We start from the raw sequence: 25,774 nt of genomic DNA on the forward strand, positions 1-25,774 counted from the left end.
GGCGCATCGCACGAACTCAGGTCAGAGGCGTGGTTCGATCCGCAGGCGGCGCTCGCCCTGGGCGCCCATGCGGGTATCGGCTTCGTCGTAACGCTCGTCACGGCTCATCAGTTCGCGCAGGGTCGGTTCGTCCTCCTCCGCAACCGCCGCTGCAGCAGGAGCGCGACGCGCCTGCCACCAGCGTTCGACCGGCCAGCGCAATGCGCAGAAAGCCAGCCACACGGCAAAGGCGATAGCGCCGTAGATCGCCAGATCGGCAACCGCACGCCAGGCGTTGTTGCCGACCTTGAACAGCAGGTCCAGCGCAGTGATGGCGATGGCCGGGGCGAACAGCTCCTTGGCCGGATCGACGATGGTCGGCGTCAGCAGCAGCACGGCGACCAGCACGCGCAGGGGCTCGCGCAACCAGCGCCACATCCAGCCGGTCATGCGGCACCACACCAGTAAGCAGCCCAGCGCGGCAATAGCGTAGGCGGCCCAGGCAAGCAGATAGTCTTGTTCGGTCATGGTGTTTCGTGGCTTGGCCGGCAAAGGGGCGCTTATGATAACGGCTTTTGCGCGACCTGCGCCTCCCCGTGGTCGCCCCGCAGCCGAGAACCACCATGACCGATGCCCCGATGGCCCGCCGCGAGACCGGCACCGACCCTTACCGCTGGCTGGAACAACGCGACAGCGACGAGGTGCTAGCGCATCTGCAGGCCGAGAACGCCTACCTCGAAGCGCAACTGGCCGAACAGGCCGAGATGCGCGAAACGCTGTTTCAGGAGATCAAAGGGCGCATTCGCGAGACCGACCTGTCGCTGCCGACGCCTTGGGGCCCTTGGCTGTACTACCAGCGCACTACCGCCGGCGACGAATACCCAAGGCATTACCGCTGCCCGCGTCCGGCCGACGGCTCACTGATGGTGGACGAAAGTGCCGAGCAACTGCTGCTCGACCCCAACGCCCTGGCCGGCGGCGGCTACCTGGCCCTCGGCGCCTTCACCGTCAGCCCCGACCACCGCCTGCTCGGTTACAGCCTGGATACCGCCGGCGACGAGATCTATCGCCTGTTCGTCAAAAACCTGGAAAGCGGCGCGGTCGACGAACTGCCCTTCGAGGACTGCGACGGCCAGATGACCTGGGCAAACGACAATCAGACGCTGTTTTTCGTCACCCTGGACGACACTCATCGCCCGCACCGCCTATACCGCCACAAGCTTGGCAACAGCGCTGCCGCCCTGGTCTTCGAGGAGGCCGACGGCCGCTTCTTCCTCAGCTGCTACCGCAGCAGCTCCGAGCGCCAGCTGATCCTCAGCCTGGGCAGCAAGACCACCAGCGAAGCCTGGGTGCTGGACGCCGCCACGCCGCAGGGTGAATTCAGCTGCCTGGCACCGCGCCAGGAGGATCACGAATACGATGTCGACCACGGCCTGCTGGACGGCCAGTGGACCTGGTTCATCCGCAGCAACCAGGCCGGCATCAACTTCGCCCTGTATGTCGCGGACGAGGCCCAGCAGAGCCGCGAGCACTGGCGCGAGCTGATCGGCCATGATCCGCAACGCATGCTCGAAGGCGTCACCCTCAACCAGGAGGCCTTCGTCCTCAGCCTGCGCCAGGGCGGCCTGCCGATCATCGAGGTGCACCCGCGGGGCCTGCCGCCCTACCCCGTACAACTGCCGGACGCCGCCTACAGCCTGTACGTGCAGGACAGCCTGGAGTTCCACAGCCCGGCGATCCGCCTGCGCTACGAGGCGCTGGGGCGCCCGGCCCAGGTACGCCAGCTGGACCTGGCCACGGGCGAACAGCAGGTGCTCAAACAAACCCCGGTGGAAGGCCCGTTCGACCCCGACGCCTACGAGAGCCGCCGCCTCTGGGCCACGGCAGCCGATGGCACGCAAGTGCCGATCAGCCTGGTGGCGCGCAAGGACGTGCTCAGCGCAGGCGCACCCGCCCCGCTCTACCTGTATGGCTACGGCGCCTACGGCGAGAGCCTCGACCCCTGGTTCAGCCATGCGCGCCTGAGCCTGCTGGAGCGCGGCTTCGTTTTCGCCATCGCCCATGTGCGTGGTGGCGGCGAGCTGGGCGAGGCCTGGTACCGCGCCGGCAAGCTGGAGCACAAGCAGAATACCTTCGACGACTTCATCGCCTGCGCCGAACAACTGATCAGCGAAGGCCTGACCACCCCCGCGCAACTGGCCATCAGCGGCGGTAGCGCCGGCGGCCTGCTAATCGGCGCCGTGCTCAACCAGCGCCCGCAGCTGTTCGCGGCAGCCATTGCCGAGGTGCCCTTCGTCGACGTACTCAACACCATGCAGAACCCCGACCTGCCGCTGACCGTGACCGAGTACGACGAGTGGGGCGATCCCAAGCAGCCCGAGGTGTACGAGCGCATCAAGGCCTATGCGCCCTACGAAAACGTGCGCACCCAGGCCTATCCCGCCATCCTCGCCGTGGCCGGCTACAACGACAGCCGCGTGCAGTACTGGGAAGCGGCCAAGTGGGTAGCACGCCTGCGCGAACTGAAGAGCGACGACAACCTGCTCCTGCTCAAGACCGACCTCGGTGCCGGCCACGGCGGCATGAGCGGCCGCTACCAGGCCCTCAAGGACGTGGCGCTGGAATACGCCTTTCTGTTCAAAGTGCTGGGAGTCCGTTGATGCAGCGCTTTCTCTACCGCTGGCTGCTACTGGTCGGCCTGGGGCATGTGGCGCTGGGCATCGCCCTGGCCTTCTCCGCTCATCTTTCGCTCACCCAGCCGTACTTCGACTACCTCTACGCCAGCGTCTCAAGCTCGCCCGCTTCGGCCGAGCACCAGACGCTGCTGCGCACCATGGTCGGTCTGTTCGGACCGACCGTGGCAAGCTGGGGGCTGCTGTTCTGCGGCCTGATCTACCTTTACCGCCAGCACGGCTCGCCCGTGATCAAACCGCTGATATTCGCCGCACTGCTGGTCTGGTGTGTGCTCGACAGCAGCATTTCCCTTTATTTCGGCCTGCATCTGCACGCCTACCTGAATGCATCGGCCGCACTGTCCATCGCCATTCCCCTGTTCTTTCTGCGCCCCTGCAATCGCTCAGCGCAAAGGGTTTTCCAGCTGAGCTACAACGCCGAGCGCCGCCTGCGGGTGCTGCTCACGGGCGGCAGCGGCTTTATCGGCAGCCCGCTGGCCAGCGCCCTGAGCCAAGCCGGGCACGAGGTGCTGATACTGACTCGCAACCCTGCCAACCTCGGCAATATCCAGGGTCGGGTGACCTGCCTCACCAGCCTCGAGCAGATCGCTGACGACGAGCGCATCGACTGCATCATCAACCTGGCCGGCGAGCCCCTTGCCGGGCAACGCTGGAGCGCCGCCCGCAAGCAGCGCTTCCTCGACAGTCGGCTACAGGTCACCGACCAGCTGCTGCAGCTGGTACGGCGCCTGGAACAGCGCCCAGAGGCAATGCTCAGCGGCTCGGCCGTGGGCTACTACGGGCACTGGCAGGACGAGCCGCTCGACGAGAACAGCGCACCTCGCGACTGTTTCTCCCACCAGCTTTGCGCCCAATGGGAAGCGCGCGCGCGGCAGATGGAAAGCCTGGGCGTGCGCGTCTGCCTGTTGCGCATAGGCATAGTGCTCGGCCAGGGCGGTGGCCCGTTGGCGGAACTGCGGCGGCCCTTCGAGCTGGGTATCGCCAGCCAACTGGGCACTGGCGGCCAGTGGATGCCCTGGATTCACCTGCAGGATGTGCTGGATATCTGCGCCATGCTCATGACCTCGCCGCAGATCAGCGGCGCGGTCAACCTCAGCGCCCCCGCACCGGTGACCAACGCCGAATTCTGCCAGGCCATGCAGCGCCAGCTGCCCCGCGCCCGCCTCAAGGTAAGGGTGCCGGCCTGGCTGGTTCGCCTGCTGCTGGGGGAAATGGCCGACGAAGTGCTGCTCAGCGGCCAGCGGGTTCTGCCGAGCAAACTCCTGGAGCATGGCTACCGGTTTCACTATCCGGCGCTCGACGACGCTCTTGGCCAGCTAATGCCATCTCGCTAGGCAGGCCTCAGGGCCTGTCGATCGTCTCCGCCGGATGCGAGGAGTTGCGCTGGCGCTGCTCTTCCAGCTGCGGCAGGGGGCGATCCTTGGGCAGAGGCTGGGGCATGCTCTGCGGGCGCGGCTGTGTCGGATTGACCAACAGCGGCGGCCGGCTGGGACTACCACCCAGCGGGCGCATCTGGGGTTGGCCATAGGGTTGCGGCGTGGCGGTGCCCGGTGAGCCAGGCGCAGGACCGCCGAGCGAGTTGGCCGCAGAGGCGACGACCGAGAGCATGGCCAGGGCCAGCGTGAGCACAGGAAAAAGTCGCATGAGGGGGCTCCAGCCAGGTGGGCTTTGGCTTTATTCTGGCAGCCTCGGAACCGCCGCGTTCACCACCCGACCACAGGCCCTGCCATGAGCACCAAGCCCAGCTACACCATTTCGGCCAAGGCCGAAGCAGACTACCGGCAGAAAGCCCTGAAGATGTACCCGCACGTCTGCGGCCGCTGCGCCCGCGAGTTCAGCGGCAAACGCCTGAGCGAACTGACCGTGCACCACCGCGACCACAACCACGACAACAACCCGGCCGATGGCTCCAACTGGGAGCTGCTGTGCCTGTTTTGTCACGACAACGAGCACTCGCGCTACACCGACCAGCAGTATTTCGCCGAAGGCTCCACCGCCAGCCCGCAAGCGGCGAAGACCACCTACAAGGCCTTTGGCGACCTGGCCAGCCTGCTGAAGAAAGACTGACAGCCGCTCCCACTAAAACAGCGTAGGTATCGCGCGCCGCCGTATAATCGCGTCTTTTTACGCGAGCCCTACCGTGGCCAACAAACGATACAGCTGCATCGGCCTGTTCAATCCCAAGTCGCCGGAGAACGTCGGCTCGATCATGCGCGCGGCCGGCTGCTATGGCGTCAGCTCGGTGTTCTACACCGGCACCCGCTATGACCGCGCCAAGGATTTCGTCACCGACACCAAGAAGGTCCACCAGGACATTCCGCTGATCAACATCGACGACCTGCGCCGTATCGTGCCGCTGGGCTGTACCCCAGTGGCGGTGGAGCTGGTGGAAGGCGCCCGCGCCCTGCCCAACTACACCCACCCGGATCGGGCGCTGTACATCTTCGGCCCGGAGGACGGCTCGCTGGACAAGGACATCCGCGCCTGGTGCGGCGACGAAGTGGTGTATATCCCCACCAACGGCTGCATGAACCTGGCGGCCACCGTCAACGTGGTGCTCTACGACCGCCTGGCCAAGGGCAACAATACGCGCTCGGGCCCGCAGTTCTAAGAGGCTGGTTACGGCACAGCTGCAGGAACTGAATCGAGTCGGGTGCGCATGACGCCCGGCTTACCCACCCGCCTGCGCGCGGTTCACCTGAACACAGAACAGCCGAGAGACAGGCGCCGCCCGGCAGCGCGTGCGCGTGCGGACCAGTTAGCGCAGCAGCTTGCTGTCCAGCACTTCGGAACCGCGGCCCATGACGTTCTCGCTGATCTCGATGAAGTCCTGAGTGGTGACCTTGTCCAGACGCATCAGACCGCGCGTGACGTCATCCAGCGAGCGCTGGTTGTCGGTGGTCTTGCGGATTTCCCGATCCAGTTCCTGCAATAGCAGCACCGCGCGCGCGGTCACCGGGCCGGTGGAATTTTCGGTGCGCAGGCTGCCGACCTTCTTGCTCCACTTCGTCAGTTTCTTGCGGATCACCTGATAGCGATCCTCGCTCATGCCGCCAGCACGGCGCACCAGCTCGATGGCGTAGTACTCGGCCAGGCCCTCGCTGATCCAGTCGCTTTTCTCAGCATCGCGAATGCGGCTGAACACATGCACCAGCTCATGCACCAGCGAGCTGGTGCCGTTCTCGCTGACCAGCGGGCGTTCGGCCTGGAAATAGATCGAGTTGGGCGCCGACAGGCCGCCGCGCCACATGGGGTCACCGGCACCGACGATCAGCAGCTTGGCCGGGTCGCGCGGAAACAGCGCCTGGGCTTCGGGCCAGACGAAGGTCAGCAGGGTGAGGATGTCCATGCGCCGCATGCCCTCGCCCACCGGCGCGGCCACCGTCACGTCGGTGTCGCCGAGCTGGGCGCGGCGGCTGCCGATCTTGCCGGCCAGCATCCAGCCGGTGGGGCGATCGAACTTGCGGCTCGGGTTGTCGATGCGGAACTTGTTGGTGCCGATCTTGGGCCAGCCGGTCTCGACGCCATTCCAACCCTTGGGCAGGTCGAACTGCAGGCGCGCGACCAGCTCGATCTTGTCGTCCTTGATCATCCGTGCGCTGGGCACCAGATCGTCGCCACGCAGCAGAACCCAGTCCGGGGTCATCCGCGCATCGAACTTGCCGTTGTCACGGGCATGACTGATGCGCACCTTGTAGCTCAGGCTGGCCTTGCCCTTGGCTGGCTTCCAGGTACCGTCCCCGGGGCTTTCCTGCAGCCACTCGCCGTCGGCCTGGAAGTCGCTGTAGTAGCCCTTGCTGCCCAGGTTGAAAGCCAGGCTACGCACCGCCTCGCCCTTTTCCAGGGTCAGGCGCACTTCGGCCTGGTCGGTCTCTGGCAGAAAGCGTACGCGGTAGTCCAGGTCGACATGCTTGGCCGCCCACAGGGGCGCGCTCAAACCGAACAACAGGGTGAAGGTCAGCAGCTTGCGGGCAGGCATCGACAAGGCTCCATGCGCAGGGAATGCCGGCTCAGCCGGCGCGGAAAATCAGGTGATCCTCCCAGTCTTCCTCGGCCACGCTGCCTTCGGCAAGCATGCGTCCGGACTGGGAGATGCGTTCGTGGTGCACCGCATCGGGGTCGCCGCTGACCAGGTGATGCCAGAGAGGCAGATCCTTGCCCTCGCTGACCAGACGATAGGCGCAGGTCGGCGGCAACCACTTGAACTGGTCGGCCTGGGCCGGGGTGAGCTGCACACAGTCGGGCACATGCTGGCGGCGATTGGCGTAGTCGCTGCAGCGGCAGGTCTTGAGATCGAGCAGTTTGCAGGCGATACGCGTGTAGTAGACGCTGCCGTCGTCCTCGTCCTCGAGCTTCTGCAGGCAGCACAGGCCGCAGCCGTCGCACAGGGATTCCCACTCGTCCTGATCAAGCTGGGCGAGTGTCTTGCGTTTCCAGAAGGGTTGAACGATAGCGGCCATGAGCATCAGTACAGCGGGTAAAGGCGCGGCAGTCTAGCCGGTGCGCAGCAGCCGGCCAAGCAGGACCGACTGGCGGCCATGCCAGCTTTGCTGACCGTTCGAGCAGATTCTGCATGGGAGGTCATGAAACTGATCTAGGCTGACCTCACTCATGGCCAGTAGCCAGTCATGGGGCCTTCAAACTGCCAGGGAAGACGTCTTCATGAACAGCTGGAAGATTCGTACTCACTTGTCCTTATTGGTCGGCGTGTTACTCCTGAGCCTGCTGCTAACGGGGCTGCTCGGCCTGCAGGGGCTCAGATCCACCGTGCGGGGCCTGGAAACGGTCTATCAGGATCGCGTCGTACCGCTGCACGACCTCAAGCTGATTGCCGATCTGTACGCGGTGAATATCGTCGACGCGACGCACAAGGCCAACAGTGGCAGCCTGCCGGCCAGCCGCGCCGCCGAGCTGGTGGCCCAGGCCCGCAGCGAGATCAGGCAGACCTGGGAAGCCTACCTGGCCACGCAGCTGATCGCCCAGGAAAGCGCGCTGATCGAGCAGATCAGGCCCATGATGCTGGCCGCCGAACAGCCGCTGGACGAGTTGCAGGAGCTGCTGCGCAATGACCGCCGCGCGGCCATGCGCGAATTCGCCGATCAACGCCTGTATCCCCTGATCGACCCGCTATCCGGCAAGTTCGCCGAGTTGATCGACGTCCAGCTGGGCGAAGCCAAGCGCCAATATGACCTGGGCCAGGCCACCTACAACGCCAACCTGCGGCTGAGCTCCGGGGTGCTGCTGGTGGCACTGCTGCTGGGCGCCCTGCTCGCCCTGCACTTCTCCAACCTGCTCAGGCGCCAGCTGGGGGCGGAGCCGGGTGAACTGGCAGCGATCAGTGCGCGCATCGCCGAGGGCAACCTGGGCCAGCAGTCGATCCTCCAGCGCGCCAGCACCGGCGTGATGAACTCCGTGCAAAGCATGCACCGCGGATTGCGCGACATGATCGGCAACATCGGCGCCGCCTCCGAACAGATCGAAACCGCCTCCCTGCAGCTCGCCGCCTCCTCCGAGCAGGTGCTCAACAGTGCGAATATCCAGAGCGACACCGCCTCGGCCATCGCCGCGACCATGGAGGAAATGGCGGTGAGCATCAGCCAGATCGCCGAGAACGCCCAGGACACCAGCGACCGTGCGCAGAAAGCCGCCGACCTCAGCGACAACGGCATCCGCATCACCGCCGCGGCCAGCGAGGAAATCCTGCAGATCGCCGAGCTGGTGGCGCAGAGCTCCGCGGACATCGAGCGGCTTGCCGCCCAGTCGGCCGACATCAGCACCATAGTCGACGTGATCAAGGGCATCGCCGAGCAGACCAACCTGCTGGCCTTGAACGCCGCCATCGAGGCTGCGCGCGCCGGGGAGCAGGGCCGCGGCTTTGCCGTGGTCGCCGACGAGGTACGCGGCCTGGCCAGTCGCACGGCGCAATCCACGACGGAAATAGTGGCCCTGGTGGACTCCATCCAGAGCGGCGTGGGCAAGGCCAGGCAGAGCATGAATGCCGGCCGCGAACGACTCGATAGCGGCACCCGCCTGGTCGCCCAGGCCGGCACTGCGATGCAGGATATTCGCGGTGCGCTGGACGAATCGCTGCAGGCCGTCAGCCTGATTTCCAACGCCCTGCAGGAACAGCGCGCAGCCAGCGAAGAAGTAGCCGCCAATGTCGAGCGGGTGGCGCAGATCGTCGAAGAGAACTCCGCCGCGCAAGGCAGCATCGTTCAGGCCATCCAGGCCCTGCAGTCGATGTCCGAGCAGCTGCAGGGCATGCTGCGGCGCTTCAGCTTCTAGCCGCTAGTAGCCGCGGGCGAAGTCCACGGAACCACGCAACGCCTGGCCCGCGCGGTAGCGTTGCAGGTTGTCGACAAACAGCTGCGCCATGGCTGCCGGTTCGGTGGGTGCGGAGCTGTGCCCGGTGAGCAGCAGTCGCGGCGCATCCCAGAACGGATGGCCCGGTGGCAGCGGCTCCTCGCGGCATACATCGATCACCGCGCCGGCCAACTGCTCGGCCCGCAGGGCCTGCACCAGGTCGGCATCAACCAACGAGGTGCCGCGCCCGGCATTGATGAACAGCGCCTCGCCGCGCATCCGCTCGAACAGTGCGGCGGTGTACAGATCACGACTGGCCGGCGTATCCGGCAACAGATTGACCAGGCAGTCGGCCCAAGCGGCCTGCTCGCCCAGGTCCTGTAAGCCATGCACTTGCGTAAACGGCTCGATCGCCCGCGGTTCACGCGCGATACCGCGCAGCTCCACGCCGAAGGGCGCCAGAAAACGGCCGACGGTGCAGCCGATGTCACCCGCGCCGACGATCAACACCCGGCAGCCGCGCAGACTGACGGGCGCCTGGTTATCCCACTGCTGCGCCACCTGGCTGGCCAGGCGTGGCAACAGGCGACGCCGATGGGCCAGCAGGTAGGTCAGCACGTATTCGGCCATGACCTGGCCGAAGATGCCGACCGCCCGGCTCAGGCTGTAGTCGCGAGGCAGATCATCGGCCAGCAGCGGCGTGATGCCGGCCCAGGTGGACTGCAACCAGGCCGGCCGCAGCCCCTGGCGCAACAGCGGCACGGCCAGGTCCGGCTCGGCCAGCCAGACAGGGCAGCTCGCGGCCTGCGCTGCATCCGTACACAGCTCCAGCTCGGCATTCGCCGCCTGCAGCAGCTCGGCGTAGCGCGCCTGATCGCGCTCCAGCAGCAGAACGCGCATCAGACCGGATCGTTACGGCGCAGCAGTTCTTCCGGCAGGTGCTCGATGTAGTCGTCCTCGGGCGGCGGCATCTGCAGGTGATAGCCCTGGGTTTCGAGGTTCTCCAGCACCTTGTGGATGTCTTCGCGGGCCAGCGGTTTTTCCGGGGTCAGCACCAGGCTGAAGGCCAGCTGCGGCGGGCCGAAGGCGGCCAGCAGCGCTTCGGGTACGCGTTTCAGCTCATCGCTCTTGAGCACGTAGAGGTACATCTCGTTCTTGCGCGGGCTTTTGTAGATGGAGCAGATCTTCTTCATTGCAGTTCGTCCAGCAGGGCTTGGCCCATCAGTTCGCGGCGCCAGCCGCGCAGGTTGTCCGGCAGGGTCCAGGGGCCGTCGGGGTAGCCGCTCTTGAGCAGGGCTTCCAGGGATTTCTTGCGCAGCATCAGTTCCGGCGCCATCTGCAGGCGCTCGGCCTCACGCTGGCCGACTGCACGCAGCTTCTTCAGCAAGGCGCCGGCCTCGATCGGCAGCGGCAGCGGCAAAGACTCCGGCCACTGCTCGGGCGGCAGCGCGCCGGCCTCGCGAATCAGCTTGAGGATGGTCTCGCCATCCTGGCGCACGGTGCGCGGGTGCATGTCTTCGATACGCGCCAGGGCTACGGTGTTGTCCGGCTGGAACCGCGCCAGCGGCCACAGCGAATGCTCGCGCAGGATGCGGTTGCGCGGCTGGTTGCGCGCCCGCGCCTGACGTTCGCGCCAGGCGCACAGGGCACGCAGCACGGCGAGCTGCTGCGGCGACAGCTTCCAGGCCAGCTTGGCGTCGAGGTAGGCTTCGTCCGGGTCGATCTCGCGGCGCAGGTTGAGCACCAGCTCGGCGCCGTCCTCCAGCAGCCAGGCCAGCTTGTCGGCCGGCAACTTCGGCAGCAGTTCCTGGTATAGCTCGGCCAGGTGCTGGGCATCCTCGGCGGCATAGCTGATCTGGGTCGGCGACAGCGGACGCTGCAGCCAGTCGGAACGGGTCTCGCCCTTGGGCAACTCGATACCGAGCACTTCCTGCACCAGGCGCGAATAGCCCATGGAGAAGCCGATGCCGAGGTAGCCGGCGGCCAGTTGGGTGTCGAACAGCGGCGCCGGCAGCGCGCCGGTCAGGCGCAGGAAGACTTCCAGGTCCTCGCTGCAGGAATGCAGGACCTTGGTCACGTTGCGGTCTTCCAGCAGTTCCGCGAACGGCGCCCAGTCCTGCACTTGCAGCGGGTCGATCAGGTAGGCGCTCTGGCCGTCGCCGACCTGCAGCAGGCCGGCAATCGGGTAGAAGGTGTCGACCCGCATAAATTCGGTGTCGAGAGCGACGTAGGGCAGCTTGCGCCATTCGGCACAGTGACGCGCCAGACTGGCGTCGTCGAGGATCCATTGAATATCGATAGCCACGCGGCACTCCTTCGGCAATGCCGCGCAGTATATATGCCTGGCACGCAGGCCGGGCATTCAGCGCCCGTATCGGCGACCGCAGGCGTGTACACTGCCGGCCAGCCAACCACAGGGAATAACAAAATGAAGAAACTCCTTGGCCTGCTGCTCGTTGTGATCGGCGCAGCCTTTGCCTACCTCGTCCTCACCCCCAGTCCCATCGAGCCACTGGCCTGGCAGCCGCAACCGGCGCCGCCAATGCATGGCGTGCTGGAACCCAACGACACCCTGATGAAGGCCGAGCTGCTGGCCCAGGGGCAGATCCACGGCCCGGAAGACACTGCGGTAGACGCCCAGGGGCGGGTCTACGGCGGCCTGCATGATGGGCGGGTGATTCGCATCACCGACGGCCAGGTGGAAACCTTCGCCGATACCGGTGGCCGCCCCCTGGGCATGGACTTTGATGCCCAGGGCAACCTGATCGTCGCCGATGCCTACAAGGGCCTGCTGCGCATCGACCCGGCCGGCAAGATCGTGGTGCTGGCGAGCGAGGCAGACGGCGTGCCCTTCGCCTTCACCGACGACCTGGATATCGCCAGCGACGGGCGCATCTATTTCAGCGATGCCTCCAGCAAGTTCCAGCAACCGGATTACCTGCTCGACCTGCTCGAAGGCCGCCCCTACGGTCGCCTGATGGTCTTCGACCCGGTCACGGGCAAGACCCAGGTGCTGCTCAAGGACCTGTACTTCGCCAACGGCGTGGCGCTGTCGCAGAACGAAGACTTCGTGCTGGTCAACGAGACCTACCGCTACCGCATCCAGCGCTACTGGCTGAAGGGCGACAAGGCCGGCAGCCATGAGATCTTCGCCGACAACCTGCCGGGTATGCCGGACAACCTGCAGGGCGACCGCGCCGGCACCTTCTGGGTGGCCCTGCCGACGCCGCGCAAGGCCGACGCCGACTTCCTGCAGAACCAGCCCTGGATCAAGGCGCAGCTGGCCAAACTGCCGCGCGCGCTGTGGCCGAAACCGGCCTCCTACGGCCTGGCCATCGCCCTCGACGAACAGGGCGAGATCATCCGCAGCCTGCACGACACCAGCGGCACTCACCTGCGCATGGTCACCTCGGTGAAACCGGTGGGCGACTACCTGTACCTGGGCAGCCTGGACAACGACCGCATCGGCAAGCTGAAGATTCGCTGATCAACCGTGACGAAAAGCCCGCCAATCGGCGGGCTTTTTTGTTGCAGTGCAGCGTCACTCAGGCAGGTTGCTGGCTGAGCGACGGACTCGACACCGGCTCCAGCGAATCCCCCAGCAGTGCCTGCATGCTCAGACGGGTCTGCATCATCAGCTCCGGCAACTGCTCGACACTGTAGCGGCTGGTATCGATAGGCGCGCCGACATGCAGTTGCACCGGCTGACCCAGGTTGAAGCGCCAGGTACGCGCCGGCAGCACATTGTGGATACCGCGAAAGGCGATGGGCAGGATGATCGCATTGGTATCCAGGGCCAGATGGAAGCAGCCCTTCTTGAACGGCAGCAGCTGACCATCCCTGGAGCGCGTGCCTTCTGGCGCGGCCCATAGCACGATGCCGCTCTCCATCATCTGCCGGGCCTTGTCCAGGTCCTTCACCGCCTGGTGGCGATTGTGCCGATCCACCGAGGGGAACTCGGCAGCGCGAATCGCCGCACCGAATACCGGAATGCCGAACAGCTCTTTCTTCGCCAGCATGCGGATCGAGCCCGGCATGGCGACGAAGGTGGCGGGAATGTCGTAATGACTGGCATGGGTGCTGAGCAGGATATAGCGCCGGCCATCGCTGAAATCCGGCACCTGGCCGTGCACGCTGAGGTTCATCCGCACCAGACGCAGCAGCAGGCCGGACCAGCGCCGCGTATAGCGATCGACATCGGTGCGCGTCAGACGTCCGCAGACGGCACGCAGCAGCACTTTGCTGCAGTAGTACAGGGTGACCAGCGCCGAACCCAGGATCACGCCGATACGGCGGGCGAGGTTGGCACTTTCAACGACAGGGTGCAGGCCGGACATGGGTACTCCTCGTCTGGCGCTCGCCGAAACAGTTGGGAGCGCTTCTCTTCATAGGCACGACAGGTCGCGCACGTGTTCTTATGATGCCCATAGTCCCGAATTCGACACAGGAGTTCCCATGCCGCTCGCCCAACTGATCAGCGCCGACCAGCTGCACGCTCGCCTACAGGAGCCCGGGCTGGTCATTCTCGACTGCCGCTTCGCCCTCGATGCCCCTGCCTATGGCGCCCGCAGCTACGCCGAAGGGCATATTCCCGGCGCCCGTTTCGCCGACCTGGAACAAGATCTATCAGGCCCGGTGACCAAGGGCGTGACCGGCCGCCACCCGCTGCCGGACGCCAACGCCCTGGTGGAAAAATTGCGTGTCTGGGGCATCAGCAACGACTCGCAGATCGTGCTCTACGACGACGCGCCTGGCGCCTTCGCCGCGCGGGCCTGGTGGTTGCTGGCCTGGCTGGGCAAGCGCGAGGGGGTCTATCTGCTCGACGGCGGTCTCAAGGCCTGGAAGGAGGTCGACCTGCCGCTGGATAGCGCGGCGCCGCCGATGGTGGCCGGCAGCTTCACCGGCCAGGCAGACGCCAGCCTGCTGCTGGAGGCCGGACAGCTGCAACAGCGCCTCGGCAACGTCGAGCTGACCCTGCTGGACGCCCGTGCCCTGCCGCGTTTTCGTGGCGAAGTGGAACCGCTGGACCCGGTGGCCGGCCACATCCCCGGCGCCCGCTGTGCGGTGTTCACCGACAACCTCGACGAGAACAGCCGCTTCCTCCCTGCCGAGCAGTTGCGTAGCCGCTTCGATGCCCTGCGCGACGGCAAACCGGTGGAGGCGCTGGTGGCCTATTGCGGCTCCGGGGTCACGGCCTGTCACAACCTGTTCGCCATGAGCCTCGCCGGTTATCCGCTGGCGCCGCTGTACGCGGGCTCCTGGAGCGAGTGGATCACCGACCCGGCGCGCCCGGTGGCGACCGGCGACTGAGTAACGCCGCACTACGTGGGCTAAGAGCTCTGTAGGAGGGGTTGGACGGCACTCCGCCCTGGCCGCGACAGGGGACTGCACGAACGCTCCGGTCGCGGCCAAGGCCCCTCCTACCAAGGGGTGCGCCGGGATTACAAACCGCGCAGCCGCTTCGGCGTCAGCCCCAGGTAGCGGCGCATGGCCGTGGTCAGTGCGCTCTGGCTGGAAAAACCGCATTCCTCGGCGATCCGCACCAGCGGCAGCGGGCTCTCGCGCAGCAAGCGCGCGGCATGGTCGAGACGGGTCTTGAGCAGGTATTGGTGCGGCGTCAGGCCGACGCTGTCCTTGAACTGGGCATGGAAGTGACTGGGGCTGAGACAGGCCACCTGGGCCAGTTCCACCACCCGGATACGCCGCGCCAGGTGCTCGCCGATGTAGCGGTCCAGACGCGGCAGATCGAGGCCCGTGGCCACGGCCGGCTTTCTCTCGCCGAACATGCGCAGGTGCAACGCTCGCAGCAGCACGCCGCCGAGGGCGCGGGCCAGGTGCGGGTCGCTGCCATAGCGGTCGAGCTCGGCACCGGCATAGCTGAGCAGGTGCTGGAAATCGGCGTCCAGGGTCGGGTAGCGCGGACTCTCGAACAGCTCGGCGAGCAGGCTGAGGTCGGCGGCGGGAGTGCCCTGCTCGTCCAGGTCGAGGATCAGCATGCGGTTGTCACCCATGCCGGCGAACTCGTGGGCGGCATCGCCCGGCACCAGGCAGGCGCGCATGCGGCAGACCTCGCCACCCCGCCCGCCTACCTCGAATTCCGCACGCCCGGCCAGCGACAACACCAGTTGATGGTGGTCATGGGCATGGACGTGGGCCTGGTCATCCAGGCGCATCAGGCGCGCTGCGAGCATCTCGGCATACCGGGGAAAGACGAACGCGCACTTTACCGGGTTGCACCCTGAAACAACATTGGTTGCGACAAGTGGCACCAGATTCCGTGGCCTCCATCTTGCTTGACCACAGGCATTAACTGCCCGCTCCGGAATACCGCAATGTTCGAACTCGGCGTCTACTGCCTGCAGCGCTGTGGCCCTGCCCGCTCCTGGTTGCTGCTGGCCATGGTCCTGTGCAGCACCGCATTGGCCCTGTTCGACCAGGCCAGCGCCTCCATCTGCCTGCTCCTGTTGCTGGTCTACCTGGGCTGCGCGCAAAGCCTCAGCTGGCATCGCCAACAGCAGGAGCAACGGCAACTGCTGCAGCAACTGGCCCGTCTGTTCGGCGGCGACACGGAGAAGGCACGCCTGCTGGTGCAATGCGACGACGAGCAGCGCAGCGCCGAGCGTCTGCGCAGCGAGGTGCAGTTCGCCGCCCGCTCGCTGGAACAGATGGCCGAGCACACCAGCCGCCAAGGCGAGGCGCAGAGCCTGCGGGTCAACGGCATCGCCGCTGCCAGCGAACAGATCAGTCAGACCCTGCAGCACATCGGCGAGCTCACCGAGCAGGCCCTGCACGCATTCGAGCGCACGCACCAAATGAGTGACGAGGGTCGCCGCGACGCACAAACACTGGGCGGCGACATGCGCAGCATCCAGCTCAGCCTCGACCGCACGGCCGGCGCGGTCAGCCAGTTGCTGCAACACAGCGCGGCCGTCGAGCAGGCGGTGCAACTGATCCAGGCCCTGGCCAAGCAGACCCAGTTGCTGGCACTGAACGCTTCCATCGAGGCCGCACGTGCCGGCGAGCAGGGTCGCGGTTTCGCCGTGGTCGCCGAGGAAGTGCGCAACCTGGCGCAATCCACCTCCGCAGCGGCCGTGGAAATCACGGCCGCGGTCGGCGCCATCGGTCAGGCCGTCGAGCATGTGCAGAGCGAAGTCGGCGAGCATAGTCAGCTACTCGACCAGGGCTGCCAGCGCAGCCAGAGCCTGGCCGAGTGCCTGCAGGCCCAGGCCGATTTCAGCCACGCCAGCCTGGACAACTTCGCCAGCGTGCGTCAGGCCCTGAGCGAACACACCCAGGCCAATCAGGAACTCAACCTGCAACTGCACGAGATCGACACCGCCCTGGCCCAACAGAATGCGCAGAACCATGAGCTGCTCGACCTCACCCACTACCTCACCAGCCTGACCGGGGGAGCTCGCACATGATCGAGCTGCAGCTGACAGCCGGCGCCCTGCTGGTGCTGGTCATGCTCTATCGCCACTACGCCAAGCGCCGCGCCGCACGCCATAGCGAGGCGTTGCGCCAGGCCCTGATGCACTGCCTGGAAGTGCTGCAGCGCCTGCAGAAGCACCGCGGCCTGGGCGGCCAGCGTACGCCCGAAGCACGCCAGCAGTGCCGCCTGCAGGCACAGGAACTGGACGGCCTGTGGCGCAGCCCGCCGCCGGCCGCCGATGAGCTGAAGGAACTGTTGCCGGCCTGGCAGTCACTGCGCAGCGAACCGAGCGACTTCGACGGCCACTGCCGCCTGATCGACCGTTTGCTGACCCTGATCCAGGTGCTGGAAATGCGCTTGACCGAAGATGTCGACATCGCTCACGGCTGTCGCGAACTGGAAGACCTGGGCCGTCTGCGCGGCCTGGCGGTACGCGGTGCCAACGAGCAGCGCTGCCCGCTGCCGCTGCAGATCCAGCTGCGCTACCTGAGCCAGCGCCTGCAGGGCCGTTGCGCGAGGAGCAGTGCCCTGGCCATGGCCCTGGAGCGCCTGCGCCTGCAACTGATCGAGCCACTGCAGGTCGCCATCAACCCGGCCGACTGCTACGCCCTGCTCACTCCCTTGATCGACGAACAGCTCGGTCAGCTGCGCCAGCGCCTGATCGCCAACACCCGCAGCGCCATGGCAAAGGACTTGCTTGAACCCGGTACCACCCAGATGAGCCGCACCGTATGAGCCCCGAACTGTTCTTCGCCCTGGCCCTCGGCCTTGCCCTGCTGATCCTCGGCCAACTGCTGACCCGCCGCGCCAGCCAGCTGCATCGCGCCACCCTGAGCGAACTGGAAGGCCAGTGCCTGCAACGCAGCCTGGAACTGCTGCGCGCCCTGCAGAAACACCGTGGCCTTGGCGCCCAGAACGACGTGGTCAGCGTCAGCCAGCGTAACGCCCTGGCCCGCCAGCTCGACCAGCTGTGGCTGAACTGGCCCGGGGAAAGCCTGGAGCTGGCGCCATTGCATCAGGAATGGCCGCTGCTACGCATGAAACCGGCCGATTTCGACGCCCACAGCCGGGTGATCGGCGAGCTGCTGCAGGTTATCGAACAGCTGGAAAGCCGCCTGGCCACCCGCCAGCACGGCAGCATTCGCGGCCTGGCCCAGGCCTGCCGCAACCTCGAAGACCTCGCCCGCCTGCGCGGCCTGGCGGTACGCGCCGCCAACTATGGCAAGTGCCCGCCGGTGCTGCAGGAGCAGATGCGCACGCTGTGCCTGCAGATCGCCGCCAGCGACAGCGACCAGCAACTGCAGGCCCTGCTGGAGCAACTGCGCAGCGAACTGATCGAGGCGCAGGCCACGCGCATCGGCCCGGCGGCCTGCTTCGCCCTGCTCACTCCATTTATCGAACAACGCCTGCAGGGCCTGCAGGTGCACGGCCAGGCCGTCGGTTGAAAAGCCCGGAGCACCGCCCCATCTAGCACTGCATAGTGCAAACGAAGGTGCTCCATGAACGATCAGGACCCGCAAGACCACGCCACCGGCCTGGTGCTCCCCGCCCAGCGCCTGCCCGACAAGCTGTACATCCTGCCCATCCACAATCGCCCGTTCTTCCCGGCCCAAGTGTTGCCGGTGATCGTCAACGAGGAGCACTGGGCCGAAACCCTGGACCTGGTGGCCAACACCGAGCACAAGTGCCTGGCGCTGTTCTATGTCGACCAGCCGGTGACCGACCCGCGCCACTTCGACCCCTCCAGCCTGCCCGAACACGGCACCCTGGTGCGTCTGCACCACGTCAGCCGTGAAGACGGCAAACTGCAGTTCGTCGCCCAGGGCCTGTCGCGGGTGCGCGTGCGCGGCTGGCTCAAGCGCCATCGCCCGCCCTACCTGGCCGAGGTGGAATACCCGCAGAGCCCGGCCGACCCGCGCGACGAGGTCAAGGCCTACGGCATGGCACTGATCAACGCGATCAAGGAGCTGCTGCCGCTCAACCCGCTGTACAGCGAAGAACTGAAGAACTACCTGAACCGTTTCAGCCCCAACGACCCCTCGCCGTTGAGCGACTTCGCCGCCGCCCTGACCACCGCTCCGGCCGCCGTGCTGCAGGAGGTGCTGGACTGCGTGCCGATCCTCAAGCGCATGGAGAAGGTGCTGCCGCTGCTGCGCAAGGAAGTCGAAGTGGCACGCCTGCAGAGCGAGCTGTCTGCCGAGGTCAACCGCAAGATCAGCCAGCACCAGCGCGAGTTCTTCCTCAAGGAGCAACTCAAGGTGATCCAGCAGGAGCTGGGCCTGAGCAAGGACGACCGCAGCGCAGACCTCGACGAGTTCCGTGCCCGCCTGGCCGGCAAGACCCTGTCCGAGCAGGCGCGCAAACGCATCGACGAAGAACTGAACAAGCTGGCCATCCTGGAGACCGGCTCGCCCGAGTACGCGGTGACCCGCAACTACCTGGACTGGGCGACCAGCCTGCCCTGGGGCGTGCTCGGCCAGGACAAGCTCGACCTCAACCATGCGCGCAAGGTGCTGGACAAGCATCACGCCGGCATGGACGACATCAAGCAGCGCATCACCGAATTCCTCGCCGTCGGCGCCTTCAAGGGCGAGATCGCCGGCAGCATCGTGCTGCTGGTCGGCCCGCCTGGCGTGGGCAAGACCAGCATCGGCAAATCCATCGCAGAATCCCTCGGCCGGCCGTTCTACCGCTTCAGCGTCGGCGGCATGCGCGACGAGGCGGAGATCAAGGGCCACCGCCGCACCTACATCGGCGCCATGCCTGGCAAGCTGGTGCAGGCGCTGAAGGAAGTCGAGGTGATGAACCCGGTGATCATGCTCGACGAGATCGACAAGATGGGCGCCAGCTACCAGGGCGACCCGGCCTCGGCGCTGCTGGAGACCCTCGACCCGGAACAGAACGTCGAATTCCTCGACCATTACCTGGACCTGCGCCTGGACCTGTCCAAGGTGCTGTTCGTCTGCACCGCCAACACCCTCGACTCCATCCCCGGGCCGCTGCTCGATCGCATGGAGGTGATCCGCCTGTCCGGCTACATCACCGAGGAAAAGCTGGCCATCGCCAAGAAGCATCTGTGGCCGCGCCAGCTGGAGAAAGCCGGGGTAAAGAAGGCGCAGCTGGCCATCAGCGACGCCGCGCTCAAGGCGGTGATCGAGGGCTACGCCCGCGAGGCCGGCGTGCGCCAGTTGGAAAAGCAGCTCGGCAAGCTGGTGCGCAAGGCAGTGGTCAAGCTGCTCGACGCCCCGGACAGCAAGGTGAAGATCAGCCCAAAGGACCTGGAAGACTACCTGAGCATGCCGCATTTCCGCAGCGAGCAGGTGCTCAGCGGCATCGGCGTGATCACCGGCCTGGCCTGGACCAGCATGGGCGGCGCCACCCTGCCGATCGAGGCCACGCGCATCCACAGCCTCAGCCGCGGTTTCAAGCTCACCGGCCAGCTCGGCGACGTGATGAAGGAGTCCGCGGAGATCGCCTACAGCTACCTCACCGCGCACCTCGCCGAGTACGGCGGTGCGCCCGGCTATTTCGACCAGGCCTTCATCCACCTGCATGTACCGGAAGGCGCCACGCCCAAGGATGGCCCCAGCGCCGGCATCAGCATGACCAGCGCCCTGCTGTCCCTGGCTCGCCAGCAGGCGCCGAAGAAAGGCGTGGCCATGACCGGCGAGCTGACCCTGACCGGTCAGGTGCTGGCCATCGGCGGCGTGCGCGAGAAGGTGATCGCCGCGCGCCGGCAGAAGCTGCATGAGCTGATCCTGCCGGAGGCCAACCGTGGCGACTTCGCCGAACTGCCCGACTACCTCAAGGAAGGCCTGACGGTGCACTTCGCCCGGCGCTATGAAGATGTGGCCAAGGTGCTGTTCGACTGAGCACCGCCCCTCTCGTGTAGTGCGCGAGGGGTAAAGCGCGGTCAACCTCGCCCGCCAGCAGCGGCAGCCGCTATGCTGTGCGGGTTTCCGATCGACAGGAGTCCGCCATGAACCTCGCCAACCGCCTGCTGCTGCCCGCCGCCATCGTGCTGCTGGCGGCCTGTTCCAGCCAGCCAAGCAGCGTGATCGTGCAGGAAAAACAACTCGGCAGCTGCCCCATGCAGCTGCGCAAGGGCCAGACCGTGACAATTACCTTGCCGAGCAACCCCACCACGGGTTTCCGCTGGATAGTCGCCGACGCCGCGCCCGGCGTGCTGCGCAGCCTCGGCCCGGAGGTCTACACCACCCCGGAAGATGCCGGCCTGGTGGGCAGCGCAGGCAAATCCACCTGGCGCTACGAGGTCTACCAGAAAGGCGACGGCCGCCTGCTGATGCAGTATCGCCGGCCCTGGGAAGTGGAAGTGGCACCGGCCAAGGTCATCGATTGCCCGATCAGCGTGCGCTGATGACGCCATAGGCCAGTCGTCCTGGCACATCCTGCCGCGCTGCCGACCGGCTGCACGGGAAACAATCGGCGCAGCCCAATAACAAGAGAATCCGCATGCGCCCTCTCCCCTGCTGCGTCGCCATCGCAGGCGTCGTCCTGTTCCTGCTCGGTCTGCACTTCGAACTCAAGTGGCTGACGCTGCTGAGCAAGCCGCTGCCGGTAATCTGCCTGCTGATCTGGCTACACGGCGCAGCAGCCGGCGCCTATCGGAACTGGATCGCCATCGGCCTCGGCTTTTCCCTGCTGGGCGACATGCTGCTGGAATGGCCGGCGGACCTCTTCGTCTTCGGCCTCGGCGCCTTTCTGCTGGCCCACCTGGCCTACCTGGTCGCCTACCTGGGTGACAGTCGCCGCCTCGCGCCAGGCGCCCTGCTGCTTGCAGCGCTGGTGGCCGGCAGTATGTTCGCCCTGCTGGCCAGTGCCGGCCTCGGCTCGCTGCTGCTGCCGGTAGCGCTGTACAGCCTGGCCATCGGCTGCATGCTGTGGCGGGCGCTGGCGCGCCTGGGGGATACGGCAATTGCACGGCAGTCGGCCTGGCTGGCGGGCTTTGGCGCACTGCTGTTCGTGCTGTCGGACAGTCTGATCGGCATCAATCGCTTCGTCGCGCCGTTCGAAGGCGCCCGCTACGCCATCATCCTCACCTACTGGCTGGGCCAGCTGGGCATCGCCGCCTCGGCATTTGCCTGCCGGCCTCAGGCAGAGGCCTCCGGCTCGGCATCACCCATCTCGCGACTGTAGACACACAGACGATTGCGCCCGCCGCGCTTGGCCCGGTACAGAGCCAGGTCGGCGGCATGCAGCAGGGCGTCCATCTGCTCGCCGTCCTCGGGGAACCAGGCCAGGCCCAGGGAAATATTGATCGGCCCCAGCGGCTGGCCGCCGTAGCGCACCTGCAGGCGGCTGACGGACAGGCGCAGCATCTCGCAGCGCTCGATGGCCTCCTCGCGGCCGATCTCCGGCATCACCAGGGCGAACTCCTCGCCACCGAAGCGGCAAGCCAGATCGCTGGCGCGCACATTGCGCTTCATCTCGACCGCCAGATGGCGCAGCACAATGTCGCCGGCCTCATGACCGAAGGTGTCGTTGAAGCGCTTGAAGTGATCGACATCGAGCAACACCATGGCCACCGGCGACTGCTTGCGCCCGGCACGCAGCAGCTCGCGGCGCAGCGTCTCGTCGAGGAAGCGCCGGTTGTGCAAGCCGGTCAGGGCATCGACCAGCGACTGCTGGCGCAGACTCTCACGCAGCGACAGGTTGGAGACGCCCAGCGACACCTGCTCGGAAAAGGCCTCGGCCAATTCCAGATCGACCTGCTTCACGCCGCCCAGGGTGAGCACCCCCAGCGGCTCCCCCTGGGCCATCAGCGGCACGCAGGTATAGCCCTGCTGGGTGATGCTGCTGCCATGCAGGTGTGGGCACAGCAGATCTTTGTCCGGGTCCTGCACCTGATGGCTCTGTCCACGACGCACGGCCCAGCAGGCCTGTGGTTCGAACAGGTCCAGCCCCTCCGGCCAGGCGCCCCAGTGCGCGACATCCTCGATGACATCCCGCGACGGATGGTAGAGCGCCAGGCTGCCCTCGTTCTGAGGAAACAGCTGTGCGGCGAAGCGGCCAATGATGCTGTAGCACTCGTCGAAACTGCTGATCGACTGCAGTGCCCCGGTCATTCGCCCGAGCAGGGATATCTCGCGGTTGCGCAGCTCCAGGCGCTGCAGGCCGCTGGACAGCTGCTCGCTGAGATTGCGCAGGTTATCGCGGCTGTTGCGCCCCTGGCGCAGCACGCTGAAGGTGAAATGGAACAGCAAGCCCAGCAACAGCAGATCGACTACGGCGAGCAACAGCAACAGGCCGAGCAACAGGTTCTCCTGCCAGCGCTGCCGTGCCTCGAGCAGCTGCAGGCGGGTCGTGAGAATGGCCTGCATGTCGCCCACCAGCAGGCGGGTACTGTCCATCAGGGCCTTGCCTTCACCCTGCTGCACGCGCTCGATGGCCATTTGCAGTCCGGCCGTACGGCGCAGCTCGACGACCTCGCTCAGATAACCGCGCTGCTTGGCCACCTGCGCCTTGAGCGCCGTCAGTGCCGGTGCCAGTTCGACATCCGCATGCAGCGCCGCCTGCAGATCCTGAAGCAGTCGATCGACTTCGGCGAAGCCTTGGTAGAGCGGCGCGAGAAAGTCTTCCCGACCGCTGATGACAAAACCTCGTTGCCCCGTCTCACCGTCCTTGAGCGCCGACAGCAACTGCTCGCTCTGCACCAGCAGGTGCTCCTCACGTTCGTAGGCTTGCTGCGTGTCGCCCAACCACATCGCGCCGAACAACGGCGCCAACAGGTTGATGCTGAGCATGCTGATGGCCAGCACGAAGCCGGCCTGCAGTCGAGTTGTCGTGCGCATCCAGACGCATCCCTAGCCAAGTCCTCAGCAGCAAGCTTAGGCCCTGTTGCCCCAATGGCCAGGCAGAGGAGTGCCGACAGCCGCGCCTCACATCGACACGGCACTACGGCCGCAAATCGTCTATAGAGAGAAAGCGGTGCACACAAAAGGAGTCGGTCATGCGCAGTACCCGTTGGATCACGCTGTGGTTGTCCGTGGGATTGATGGCCGGTTGCGGCAGCCTGTTACCCAGTGAGCGCGCCGAAGTGCTGTCGCCCTTCAACGATTATCTCGATGCGGAAATTCGCTATTCCCAGGCCGAGCCCGGCAAGACCACGCGTTCGGAGCTGTTCTCCCTGGGCTTCGACCCGCTGGCCCAGGGCAACGGCAAGATGCTCTCGTTCATCGACCTGCGCCTGATGTTCATCCAGCCCAACGTGCCCATCGAATACCTGCCGGATGGCCTGCTCAAATGCCTGGAGGCCAAGGATCGCTGCATCGGCTACGCCTTCGATTTCAACAAGACCGACACCCAGCGGGTCGGCAACTTCTGGGCCGACGTGTTCAACTTCCGCAAGAAGCGCGAGTTGCAGGGTTGGGCCTTTCGCGCCGTGTTCGTGCTGGTCGACGACACCCTGGTGCACAAGGTCAGCAATGGCGAGCCGAACATCCGCCGCTACGAAGTCAAGCGCAACCCGCTGGGGCCGCTGCAGGGTGCTGGCGAGTTCTTTTCCGACCAGTTGAAGTGATGACGGTTGGGCCGTGCCGCGCTCTTGGCTAGAATGCCGGCCTTTTCCGCAGCGGAATCAGCGTGACAGCCGTGAGCAAGCAACCCGACCGCCTCTTCGCCCAGCCCCTGGATCAGGTGCCGGATTTCGTCTTCAACGAAGACGTGGCCAAGGTCTTTCCGGACATGATCAAGCGTTCGGTGCCGGGCTATCCGACCATTGTCGAGAACCTCGGCGTGCTGGCCGGACAGTTCGCCCAGCCCAACTCCGTGCTGTACGACCTCGGCTGCTCGCTCGGTGCAGTGACCCAGGCCCTGCGCCGCCATGTGCGCACCGACGGCTGCCGGGTGATCGCAGTGGACAACTCGCCGGCCATGACCGAGCGCTGCAGCGAATACCTGCACGCCCAGGACGCCATGTTTCAGGAGCTGCTGCCGGTCGAGGTGATCGAGGCCGACATCCTCGCCCTGCAGTTCCAACCCGCCTCATTGGTGGCGCTGAACTTCACCCTGCAGTTCATCGCGCCGGAACAGCGCCTGGAGCTGCTTGGCCGCATCCGCCAAACGCTGCTGCCCGGCGGCGCACTGATCCTCTCGGAGAAGCTGCGCTTCGCCGACGACGCCGAGCATGATCTGCTCAACGAACTGCATCTGGCCTTCAAGCGCGCCAATGGCTACAGCGAACTGGAAATCGCCCAGAAGCGCAGCGCCATCGAGAACGTGATGAAGCCGGACAGCCTGGAGCAGCACCGCGAGCGCCTGCTGGCCGCCGGTTTCAGCAAGGTCGTGCCCTGGTTCCAGTGTCTCAACTTCGCCTCGCTGATCGCCCTGCCATGATCTTTTCCCGCCTAGACCTCGACGCCCTGCAACAGCAACTGGCCGGCAGTCCGCTGCAGGACTGGGCCGCCGACCTGCCGGGCCAGCTCGACGCCAAGCTGGCGGTCGGCCACGGCGACCTGCAGCGCTGGTTTGCCGCCGTCGAAGCGCTCCCCCCGATGCCACTCGAACACGCCGAACTGCGCGATGCCCTGCGCCTGGATGGTGACTGCGACGAAGTCACGCGTGCTGCGCTGAAAAGCGCCCTGCAGGGCCTGATTCCCTGGCGCAAGGGCCCGTTCGACCTGTTCGGCGTGCACATCGACACCGAATGGCGTTCGGACTGGAAGTGGTCACGGGTCGCCCCGCATCTGGAGCTGGCCGGCAAGCGCATCCTCGATGTCGGCTGCGGCAATGGCTACTACATGTGGCGCATGCTCGGCGCCGGTGCCGATGCGGTGGTCGGCGTCGACCCCAACTGGCTGTTCCTCAACCAGTTCCTCGCCGTGAAAAACTACCTGCCCGACGCCCAGGCCTGGCACCTACCGCTGGCCCTGGAAGAGCTGCCACCCAGGCTGGAAGGCTTCGACACCGTGTTTTCCATGGGCGTGCTCTATCACCGCCGCTCGCCCATCGACCACCTGCTGGAGCTGAAGGACTGCCTGCTCAAGGGCGGCGAACTGGTGCTGGAAACTCTGGTGGTGGAAGGCGATGCCCAGCAGGTACTGATGCCGGAAGACCGCTACGCGATGATGCGCAACGTCTGGTTCCTGCCCTCGGTGCCGGCGCTGGAGCTGTGGCTGCGCCGCGCCGGCTTCGTCGACGTGCGCTGCGTGGATGTCTCGGTCACCAGCGTCGAGGAGCAGCGCGCCACCGACTGGATGCGTTTCCAGTCGCTGCCGGACTTCCTCGACCCGGCCGATCACAGCCGCACCCTCGAAGGCCTGCCCGCACCGAGTCGCGCCGTGCTGCTGGCACGTAAACCCTAGTCGGATTGGCTGGGTTAGACCGCAGGCCGCAGCCCATCATTCGC

Annotated in this window: 26 protein-coding genes and 1 pseudogene; 17 read left to right on the top strand and 10 right to left on the bottom strand. The window is 66.0% G+C overall.

What is annotated here, in order from left to right; translation table 11 throughout:
* Window positions 1–21: 21 nt before the first annotated feature.
* Window positions 22–507, bottom strand: coding sequence for an MFS transporter (locus AYB31_RS02855; protein WP_068825596.1), 486 nt, complete (start codon window positions 505–507; stop codon window positions 22–24).
* A gap of 95 nt (window positions 508–602) precedes the next feature.
* On the opposite strand from AYB31_RS02855, the gene AYB31_RS02860 reads away from it, so the two are divergent.
* Both AYB31_RS02860 and AYB31_RS02865 read left to right on the top strand, forming a co-directional pair.
* A complete protein-coding gene (locus tag AYB31_RS02860; RefSeq protein ID WP_068825598.1) occupies window positions 603–2,639 on the top strand; it encodes a S9 family peptidase in 2,037 nt (678 codons plus the stop codon).
* A complete protein-coding gene (locus tag AYB31_RS02865; protein ID WP_082805180.1) occupies window positions 2,639–4,006 on the top strand; it encodes a TIGR01777 family oxidoreductase in 1,368 nt (455 codons plus the stop codon). Before AYB31_RS02860 ends, AYB31_RS02865 begins: the two co-directional genes overlap by 1 nt.
* 7 nt (window positions 4,007–4,013) lie before the next feature.
* Here AYB31_RS02865 and AYB31_RS02870 read toward each other — a convergent pair whose 3' ends face one another.
* The gene (locus AYB31_RS02870; protein WP_068825600.1) at window positions 4,014–4,316 is read right to left on the bottom strand and encodes a hypothetical protein; all 303 of its coding nucleotides are present in this window, start codon (window positions 4,314–4,316) and stop codon (window positions 4,014–4,016) included.
* An 84-nt stretch (window positions 4,317–4,400) separates the two neighbouring features.
* Here AYB31_RS02870 and AYB31_RS02875 point away from each other — a divergent pair, with 84 nt between their 5' ends.
* Together AYB31_RS02875 and AYB31_RS02880 are read left to right on the top strand one after the other, a co-directional pair.
* Window positions 4,401–4,739, top strand: a complete 339-nt coding sequence (locus AYB31_RS02875) for a YajD family HNH nuclease (protein ID WP_068825602.1) — start codon at window positions 4,401–4,403, stop codon at window positions 4,737–4,739.
* 73 nt (window positions 4,740–4,812) lie between these two features.
* Entirely contained in the window at window positions 4,813–5,283 is a 471-nt protein-coding gene (locus tag AYB31_RS02880) for an RNA methyltransferase (RefSeq protein ID WP_068825604.1), read from the top strand.
* 147 nt (window positions 5,284–5,430) lie between these two features.
* Here the strand turns inward: AYB31_RS02880 and AYB31_RS02885 are convergent, their stop codons facing one another.
* On the bottom strand, window positions 5,431–6,651 hold the full coding sequence (locus tag AYB31_RS02885; protein WP_068825605.1) for a hypothetical protein: 1,221 nt from the start codon (window positions 6,649–6,651) through the stop codon (window positions 5,431–5,433).
* Window positions 6,652–6,682: 31 nt separating this feature from the next.
* Window positions 6,683–7,132 carry a YcgN family cysteine cluster protein gene (locus tag AYB31_RS02890; RefSeq protein ID WP_068825607.1) on the bottom strand — a complete coding sequence of 150 codons (450 nt, stop codon included), beginning with the start codon at window positions 7,130–7,132 and terminating at the stop codon, window positions 6,683–6,685.
* Between the two features lie 202 nt (window positions 7,133–7,334).
* Between AYB31_RS02890 and AYB31_RS22205 the strand changes: the two are divergent.
* Both AYB31_RS22205 and AYB31_RS22210 read left to right on the top strand, forming a co-directional pair.
* Window positions 7,335–7,868: pseudogene (locus AYB31_RS22205) on the top strand (Tar ligand binding domain-containing protein); the annotation flags it as partial.
* A 384-nt stretch (window positions 7,869–8,252) separates the two neighbouring features.
* Window positions 8,253–8,957, top strand: coding sequence for a methyl-accepting chemotaxis protein (locus tag AYB31_RS22210; protein WP_442961787.1), 705 nt, complete (start codon window positions 8,253–8,255; stop codon window positions 8,955–8,957).
* A gap of 3 nt (window positions 8,958–8,960) precedes the next feature.
* Here AYB31_RS22210 and AYB31_RS02900 read toward each other — a convergent pair whose 3' ends face one another.
* From AYB31_RS02900 to rnd, 3 genes are read right to left on the bottom strand one after another with little or no spacing between them, the layout of a single operon-like run.
* Window positions 8,961–9,875 (bottom strand): D-2-hydroxyacid dehydrogenase, encoded by a 915-nt coding sequence (locus AYB31_RS02900; RefSeq protein WP_068825611.1) that lies wholly within the window; start codon window positions 9,873–9,875, stop codon window positions 8,961–8,963.
* The gene (locus AYB31_RS02905; protein ID WP_068825613.1) at window positions 9,875–10,168 is read right to left on the bottom strand and encodes a YcgL domain-containing protein; all 294 of its coding nucleotides are present in this window, start codon (window positions 10,166–10,168) and stop codon (window positions 9,875–9,877) included. Before AYB31_RS02905 ends, AYB31_RS02900 begins: the two co-directional genes overlap by 1 nt.
* Window positions 10,165–11,280 (bottom strand): ribonuclease D, encoded by a 1,116-nt coding sequence (rnd, locus tag AYB31_RS02910; protein WP_068825614.1) that lies wholly within the window; start codon window positions 11,278–11,280, stop codon window positions 10,165–10,167. Before rnd ends, AYB31_RS02905 begins: the two co-directional genes overlap by 4 nt.
* 123 nt (window positions 11,281–11,403) lie before the next feature.
* On the opposite strand from rnd, the gene AYB31_RS02915 reads away from it, so the two are divergent.
* A complete protein-coding gene (locus tag AYB31_RS02915) occupies window positions 11,404–12,462 on the top strand; it encodes an SMP-30/gluconolactonase/LRE family protein (RefSeq protein WP_068825616.1) in 1,059 nt (352 codons plus the stop codon).
* A 58-nt stretch (window positions 12,463–12,520) separates the two neighbouring features.
* On the opposite strand, the gene AYB31_RS02920 is transcribed toward AYB31_RS02915, so the two are convergent.
* Window positions 12,521–13,312 (bottom strand): lysophospholipid acyltransferase family protein, encoded by a 792-nt coding sequence (locus AYB31_RS02920; protein ID WP_068825618.1) that lies wholly within the window; start codon window positions 13,310–13,312, stop codon window positions 12,521–12,523.
* Between the two features lie 118 nt (window positions 13,313–13,430).
* Here AYB31_RS02920 and AYB31_RS02925 point away from each other — a divergent pair, with 118 nt between their 5' ends.
* Window positions 13,431–14,285, top strand: a complete 855-nt coding sequence (locus AYB31_RS02925) for a sulfurtransferase (RefSeq protein ID WP_068825620.1) — start codon at window positions 13,431–13,433, stop codon at window positions 14,283–14,285.
* 131 nt (window positions 14,286–14,416) lie between these two features.
* Here AYB31_RS02925 and AYB31_RS02930 read toward each other — a convergent pair whose 3' ends face one another.
* On the bottom strand, window positions 14,417–15,166 hold the full coding sequence (locus AYB31_RS02930) for an AraC family transcriptional regulator (protein ID WP_068825622.1): 750 nt from the start codon (window positions 15,164–15,166) through the stop codon (window positions 14,417–14,419).
* 666 nt (window positions 15,167–15,832) lie between these two features.
* Between AYB31_RS02930 and AYB31_RS22215 the strand changes: the two genes are divergently transcribed.
* The 6 genes from AYB31_RS22215 (at window position 15,833) to AYB31_RS02960 (ending at window position 21,564) form a co-directional block, all read left to right on the top strand.
* Entirely contained in the window at window positions 15,833–16,399 is a 567-nt protein-coding gene (locus AYB31_RS22215; RefSeq protein ID WP_442961788.1) for a methyl-accepting chemotaxis protein, read from the top strand.
* Window positions 16,396–17,142 (top strand): hypothetical protein, encoded by a 747-nt coding sequence (locus AYB31_RS02940; protein ID WP_068825626.1) that lies wholly within the window; start codon window positions 16,396–16,398, stop codon window positions 17,140–17,142. Before AYB31_RS22215 ends, AYB31_RS02940 begins: the two co-directional genes overlap by 4 nt.
* Window positions 17,139–17,852: a hypothetical protein gene (locus AYB31_RS02945; protein ID WP_068825628.1), complete on the top strand. Its 714-nt coding sequence runs from the start codon at window positions 17,139–17,141 to the stop codon at window positions 17,850–17,852. The genes AYB31_RS02940 and AYB31_RS02945 overlap by 4 nt, the downstream gene beginning before the upstream one ends.
* A 54-nt stretch (window positions 17,853–17,906) precedes the next feature.
* Window positions 17,907–20,279 (top strand): endopeptidase La, encoded by a 2,373-nt coding sequence (gene lon / locus AYB31_RS02950; protein WP_068825629.1) that lies wholly within the window; start codon window positions 17,907–17,909, stop codon window positions 20,277–20,279.
* A 107-nt stretch (window positions 20,280–20,386) separates the two neighbouring features.
* The gene (locus AYB31_RS02955; RefSeq protein ID WP_068825631.1) at window positions 20,387–20,785 is read left to right on the top strand and encodes a protease inhibitor I42 family protein; all 399 of its coding nucleotides are present in this window, start codon (window positions 20,387–20,389) and stop codon (window positions 20,783–20,785) included.
* A 95-nt stretch (window positions 20,786–20,880) separates the two neighbouring features.
* On the top strand, window positions 20,881–21,564 hold the full coding sequence (locus AYB31_RS02960; RefSeq protein ID WP_068825633.1) for a lysoplasmalogenase: 684 nt from the start codon (window positions 20,881–20,883) through the stop codon (window positions 21,562–21,564).
* Here AYB31_RS02960 and AYB31_RS02965 read toward each other — a convergent pair.
* Complete coding sequence (locus AYB31_RS02965; RefSeq protein ID WP_068825635.1) at window positions 21,519–23,219, bottom strand: diguanylate cyclase; 1,701 nt, start codon at window positions 23,217–23,219, stop codon at window positions 21,519–21,521. The two genes, AYB31_RS02960 and AYB31_RS02965, sit on opposite strands and share 46 nt — an antisense overlap.
* Before the next feature lie 158 nt (window positions 23,220–23,377).
* Here AYB31_RS02965 and AYB31_RS02970 point away from each other — a divergent pair, with 158 nt between their 5' ends.
* The 3 genes from AYB31_RS02970 to cmoB all read left to right on the top strand — a co-directional run bounded on the left by AYB31_RS02970 (window position 23,378) and on the right by cmoB (window position 25,730).
* Window positions 23,378–23,947, top strand: a complete 570-nt coding sequence (locus AYB31_RS02970; RefSeq protein ID WP_068825637.1) for a hypothetical protein — start codon at window positions 23,378–23,380, stop codon at window positions 23,945–23,947.
* 71 nt (window positions 23,948–24,018) lie between these two features.
* The gene (gene cmoA, locus AYB31_RS02975) at window positions 24,019–24,762 is read left to right on the top strand and encodes a carboxy-S-adenosyl-L-methionine synthase CmoA (protein ID WP_068825639.1); all 744 of its coding nucleotides are present in this window, start codon (window positions 24,019–24,021) and stop codon (window positions 24,760–24,762) included.
* Complete coding sequence (gene cmoB, locus AYB31_RS02980) at window positions 24,759–25,730, top strand: tRNA 5-methoxyuridine(34)/uridine 5-oxyacetic acid(34) synthase CmoB (protein ID WP_068825641.1); 972 nt, start codon at window positions 24,759–24,761, stop codon at window positions 25,728–25,730. The genes cmoA and cmoB overlap by 4 nt, the downstream gene beginning before the upstream one ends.
* Window positions 25,731–25,774: the final 44 nt, after the last annotated feature.

This window comes from Pseudomonas sp. BMS12, from assembly GCF_001592875.1.
Lineage (GTDB): Bacteria > Pseudomonadota > Gammaproteobacteria > Pseudomonadales > Pseudomonadaceae > Aquipseudomonas.